At 46.1% G+C, this 6,019-nt stretch carries 4 protein-coding genes; all 4 read right to left on the bottom strand.

From position 1 onward, the window contains the following. Positions 1-1,192: DEAD/DEAH box helicase (locus BI182_RS09995; protein ID WP_286807578.1), on the bottom strand; the 1,192-nt coding region annotated here is incomplete at its 3' end. A gap of 210 nt (positions 1,193-1,402) precedes the next feature. Then, positions 1,403-3,226: a glutamine--fructose-6-phosphate transaminase (isomerizing) gene (gene glmS, locus BI182_RS09990; RefSeq protein WP_286807576.1), complete on the bottom strand. Its 1,824-nt coding sequence runs from the start codon at positions 3,224-3,226 to the stop codon at positions 1,403-1,405. Positions 3,227-3,552: 326 nt separating this feature from the next. Further along, positions 3,553-4,890 (bottom strand): phosphoglucosamine mutase, encoded by a 1,338-nt coding sequence (glmM, locus tag BI182_RS09985; RefSeq protein ID WP_148637677.1) that lies wholly within the window; start codon positions 4,888-4,890, stop codon positions 3,553-3,555. Between the two features lie 73 nt (positions 4,891-4,963). After that, complete coding sequence (mnmA, locus tag BI182_RS09980; protein ID WP_286807575.1) at positions 4,964-6,007, bottom strand: tRNA 2-thiouridine(34) synthase MnmA; 1,044 nt, start codon at positions 6,005-6,007, stop codon at positions 4,964-4,966. Between the last annotated feature and the right edge of the window lie 12 nt (positions 6,008-6,019).

The raw sequence follows: 6,019 nt of genomic DNA, 5'->3' as shown, positions 1-6,019 counted from the left end.
CTTTGTCCAGCTTTTCGTCGGGTTTTTCCTGCAGCTTTGTAAGAAAGGCCGGTTTCATTGCATGAACAGTGGAAAGCGTCGGACATTCTTTTTCAATAATTTCTTTATCAGTATAATTCTCAATATCCCGGAACAAGCGACCTTCTTTTGCCGAAACCAAGGTAATCGCCTTGCCACTGGTGCCCCGACGACCCGTCCGTCCGATCCTATGGACATAGGTTTCCTTTTCCCAGGGCACATCAAAATTGATAACCAGCGAAATCTCATGAATATCGATCCCTCGGGCTGCCACATCGGTGGCAATCAGATAGCGAAAGGCTCCCTTTTTAAACCGCTGCATGACCTGGGTGCGGTCATCCTGTTCCATGCCGCCGTGAATCTTTTCACAGGCCTTGTTATTTTTACCCAGCAAATTATAAATCGTATTGACCATTTCCTGGGTGTTACAAAAAATAATACAACTGTCCGGATTTTCCACCACTAGAATATCTTTTAAAATATCCAGTTTATCTTCATGGCCCGTTTTATAAACGAACTGTTCAATGGCGTCCGTTCGTTTAGCCTCAGCTTCAATCTCGATGATCTGGGGATCGTTCATGTATTTTTTTGACAGCCGTTGAATCTCATTTTCCAGCGTCGCCGAAAACAACATCGTGACTCGATTTTTGGGCATTTCATTGATGATTTCCTCAACCTGATCAATAAAACCCATATTCAGCATCTCGTCGGCCTCGTCGATGACCAGAAAACGGATCTCATCGGTAATAAAGGTGCCCCGTTCTATATGATCCATTACCCGGCCTGGAGTTCCCACCACCACATGGGTTTTCTGTTTCAGCTCTTTTTCCTGCCGGCGGATCGGTGATTTTCCATACAGGGCTGACACCTTGACCCGTTTGAAGCGGCCGATGTTAAAAATATCTTCGTGAACCTGCAGCGCCAGTTCCCGGGTCGGGGTCAGCACCAGGGCCTGGGGCTTGTTTTCTTCCCAGTCCAGCAGTTCACAGATCGGAATCCCAAAGGCCGCCGTTTTACCGCTGCCGGTTTGGGCTTTACAAAGAATATCTTTGTTTTCCAAAGCAATAGGAATCACGGCTTCCTGAACCTTAGTCGGGTTTTCAAAATTTAATTTTTCGATGGCTTTTAGCAGCTCATCGCTTAATTGGTACTGGTTAAACTTTTTACTTATCACTTTTTTCTGCTTTCTATTTTTATTATAAACTGATTCGAATCCATTTAAAAAGCTGTATCCACTGGGAATTCTCAGAAGATACAGCCACTTTATCACTTGACATTTTATTATAATCTAGATTTGGAAAATGCGCAAGGTTTATTGTTGGATTCGAATGATATTTATTGTTTCTTTTTTTATCGACCGGTAATTTCTGCTTCTATGAGATGCTTACTCCACCGTCACACTCTTAGCCAGATTTTTTGGCTTATCGACATCACAGCCTCGGGCAACCGCCAGATAATAAGCCAACAGCTGCAGATACACAATGGTGGGAATGGCGGTGATATCATCGTCCATCTCCGGAATCACCCAGACCTCATCCACCTCCGAAGCAATATCTTCGTGACCGGCCTGGACAATCGCCAGAACGTGGGCGCCCCGGGCCTTGACCTCTTTTATATTACTGAGCATTTTTTCAAACACATTTTCCTGAGTACAGACGGCCACCACAATGGTGCCATCTTCGATCAGGGCAATCGGACCGTGCTTCAGTTCCCCGGCGGCATAGGCCTCGGAATGAATATAGGAAATTTCCTTAAGTTTTAGTGAACCTTCCATGCTGGTATACAAGTCCACCCCTCGCCCCATATAAAAAAGATCACTGATCTGATAATTTTTATCGGCAAATGCTTTAATCACGTCCTGGGTTTCCAATGCTTTATCGATCAGTCCTGGGGTCATCATCAGCCCATGACAAATCCGAGCAGCATCTTCTTTGTTCATTTTGCCATTGAGATTTCCCAAAAATGAAGCCAGCAGCATCATACAACCAACCTGGGTGACATACGCCTTGGTCGATGCCACGGCGATTTCTGGTCCGGCATTGGTATAAATGACGTCATCGGCTTCCCGGGCAATGGAACTGCCGACCACATTGGTCACCGCCAAAACCCAGGCTCCCCGTTCTTTAGCCAGGCGGATCGCTGCCAGGGTATCGGCGGTTTCGCCAGATTGACTGATGACAATCAGCAGGGTATTTTCATCGACAATCGGATTTTTATAGCGATACTCCGAAGCTGCTTCGGTTTCGACGCTGATCCGGGCGAATTTTTCAAAATAGTACTTACCCACCATCCCGGCATGATAAGCGGTGCCACAAGCGACAATCTGAATCCGATTGATCTTTTTCATCATCTCCGCATTAAGCTTGAGCCCGGCAAAGGATGCACCATTTTCACAGCAACGGCTCATTAAAGCTTCCATCATCGCCTTGGGTTGTTCGACCATTTCTTTCATCATGAAGTGATCGTAGCCGCCTTTTTCAGCATCTCCGGGATCCCAATCGACAACAAAAACTTCTTTATCAACGGTGTTACCAGTGCTGTTCATAACCTGAATATGATCTGCTGTCAGCACCGCCATTTCACCGTTATCCAGCAGGTAGACTTCCCGGGTATAGTTAAGAATCGCCGGAATATCCGAAGCGATAAAGTTTTCACCATCACCCAGTCCGACAATCAAGGGACTATCTTTACGGACAGCCACAATCTTATCCGGCTCGTTGGCACACAGAACCGCCAGGGCATAAGAGCCGCTCATCCGCTGTAAGGCAATCTGAATCGTTTCGACCAGATCACCGGTATAAAGTTCATTCAGCAGATGGGCAATCACTTCGGTATCAGTATCCGAAATAAAGACATGGCCTTGCGCCTGCAGCTCATCTTTCAACGTCATATAATTTTCGATGATACCATTGTGAACCACCGAGATTTCTTTATTGACACTACAATGGGGATGGGCATTGGCATCGGAAGGAACCCCATGGGTTGCCCAACGGGTATGACCGATACCGACCTGGCCGGAAAGCGGTGTTTTATCCAGTACATCTTCCAGGTTTTTAAGCCGCCCTTTTTTCTTTTCCACCCGGATCATTTCATTTTCCAGGGTCGCAATTCCGGCCGAGTCATAGCCCCGGTACTCCAACCGGGAAAGACCATTAATTAGCACTTCTTGTGCCTGTTTATCGCCGATATAACCTACAATTCCACACATTTTTTCACCTATATTTCTTTTTTATGCCATCTCTGTCCCAAAGATCGCTCTTTGGTTTTAAATGACAATTCTCCAGGGCATCCGCCGAATTTTCGATACTCCCTGACCTCGTCAACTCAATTTCTGTGTGGACCATCACTTGAGTTCTGGCGCTTCTTGGTTGTCTTTGGTTACGGTCCATTAGTTTTATACCCAAAAACATACTGAGTTATTCTACCATAAAAGTCCTTTCAACACAAAGAAATGAGGGACAAAGCCCTCATTTCTTAAATTATTTTTAATTTTTGACATTATCATTTGGTTTAATTATATTTTCTTACCATATTTCAGCAGCCTAAGCGTTGTTCAATTAATACTGCCAGCTCACTGGCGATGGTGGTTAATTCATTTTGATCCTGTCCCTCAATCATCACCCGTACTAGTGGTTCGGTTCCTGATGGCCGAATCAGCACCCGTCCCTGCCCGTGAAAATGAGCTTCCACTTCCTGAATCCGTCTTTGAATCTCCGCATCATTCAGATAATCCAGTTTCTTTTTATTTTCGACTCTGGCATTAACCAGGATCTGAGGATAAACCGTCATTAAATTATTCAGGGCTTTGGCATCCCGGCCATCCTGTTTTAACAATTCCAATAAGATCATGGCCGTAAGCATCCCATCTCCAGTGGTATTATGATCCAGCAGAATCAGGTGTCCGGACTGTTCGCCGCCCAGATTATAATCGCCGGCAACCATCGCTTCAAGAACATACCGATCGCCGACATCCGTCTTGACGGTTTTACACCCGGCGGCATTTAAGGCCAGATCCAGGCCGATATTGCTCATCACAGTGACCACAACCGTGTCTTTCTTCAAAGTATTGGCGGCCTTCATCGAAGATCCGATCAGATTCATAATTTTGTCACCATCGATGATCGCACCCACATTATCAACTGCCAGACAGCGATCCGCATCACCATCAAAAGCAATCCCAATATCGGCTTTTTCATCCACTACCCGGTGCTGCAAGGGCTGTAAATGGGTCGATCCGCAACCGGCATTAATATTCTTGCCATCAGGCTGATCCCCGATCACAACCACATCGGCACCAAGGCTACGAAAAAACGCCGGAGCGATGGCATAGGCGGCCCCATTGGCACAGTCCATCACTACCTTGAGTCCAGAAAAATCACTTTTTACTGCCTGTTTAATGTGGTTTAGATAGAGGTCTTCCGGTTTTTCCAGTTGACTGATCCTGCCACCCCCTTTTAATTCAACTGCCTGTTTTTCCAGAACGATGGTTTCAATTTCGTCTTCCACTGCATCTGGCAGTTTGAATCCCAGACCATCAAAAAATTTGATCCCGTTAAATTGAAAGGGGTTGTGGGAAGCCGAAATTACTACCCCAGCATCAGCTTGGATTTCTCGGGTAATCACTGCTATAGCAGGGGTTGGTAGAACGCCAACCAATATTGCTTCACCGCCCACTGCTACAATTCCCCGGGCCAGAGCCTGTTCCAGAGCGTTTCCGGATTCCCGGGTGTCCATGCCAATGACAATTTTGGGCCGATGCGCATTTCTTCCCAGAACGCTGGCTCCGGCCTGACCCAATCCATAAGCCAGATCCAATGTCAATTCTTTTTCATATACACCACGAACGCCATCAGTACCAAATAATTTTCCCATCTATGTAAAACTCCTTAGTCTTTTTCTTTTGCTTAAAATTTGCTGGCCTCATTATAACCTAAAGCGATTTATTTTAAAACCGTTTTATGATGCCACCACCGAGAACCTGCCGACCCTTAAAAAAAACCAGAGCCTGACCGGGTGCCGGAGCCCGAACCGGAACCTGACTGTGAACGATGGCCTGAGTTCCGGAAAGTCGTTCGATCCGGCCCTCATACTCGTGGCCCCAGCGACAGGTTTTAAAGGTGAAGCCTGTTTCCGGCAGACCCTCCGGCGATTGAATAACCAACGCATCCACCAGAATACGGTTTTGATACAAATTCTGTTCTTCATCCAACACCACCGTATTGGTGGCTGGGATCACCTCAACTACTGCCAGCCGATGACTGCTGTTAATCCCCAAGCCCCGGGTTTGACCCGGAGTAAAATGATGAATGCCGGGGTGTTTCCCCAGTATTTTACCCGTTGTATCCACAAAATTACCAGGGGCTGTCGGATTATTTCCAAACACAGCCTCCTTGAGAAACAAACCATGGCCCTTTTTAGGGATAAAACAAATGCCCTGGCTTTCTGCACCCTGGGCAAGCTCTGGCAATAAACTCAAAATTTCTTTTCGTACTTCATCTTTGGATGTGACCGCATTCAGCGGAAATAATAAACGCCCCAGGATTTCCTGCTCCAGATGATATAAAAAATAGGACTGATCTTTATGGGGATTGGCACTGGCCCAGAGCTGATATGCCCCCTCATGCTGGCGAACTTCGGCATAATGGCCGGTGGCTATCATGGCGTCGCCATTGATGGTAGCAAAATCACGAAGCAGCTTAAACTTCATGTTCTGATTGCATAACAGACAGGGATTAGGAGTTTCTCCCCGTTGATAGCCCGCTACAAAGGGATCAATCACTTTTTTCTGGAACTCATTTTGAGCCTCCAATACATGGTGTTCAATATCCATTTTTTCCGCCACCATTCTGGCGGCATTAATGGTTGTTTCGGCATTTAAAAAATTAAAGGTTACGCCAATTACCTCGTAACCTTCACTTTGTAACCGATAAGCGGAGGCAGCACTGTCGATGCCACCGCTTAATCCAATAATGACTTTTTTTCTGTTCACACTTTTTTCCTT

It is taken from the genome of Acetobacterium sp. MES1 (genome assembly GCF_002237635.1).
Classification (GTDB): Bacteria; Bacillota; Clostridia; order Eubacteriales; family Eubacteriaceae; genus Acetobacterium; species Acetobacterium wieringae.
The sequence above is the reverse complement of the archived record's forward strand: the minus strand, read 5'-3'. Positions and strand labels throughout refer to the sequence as shown.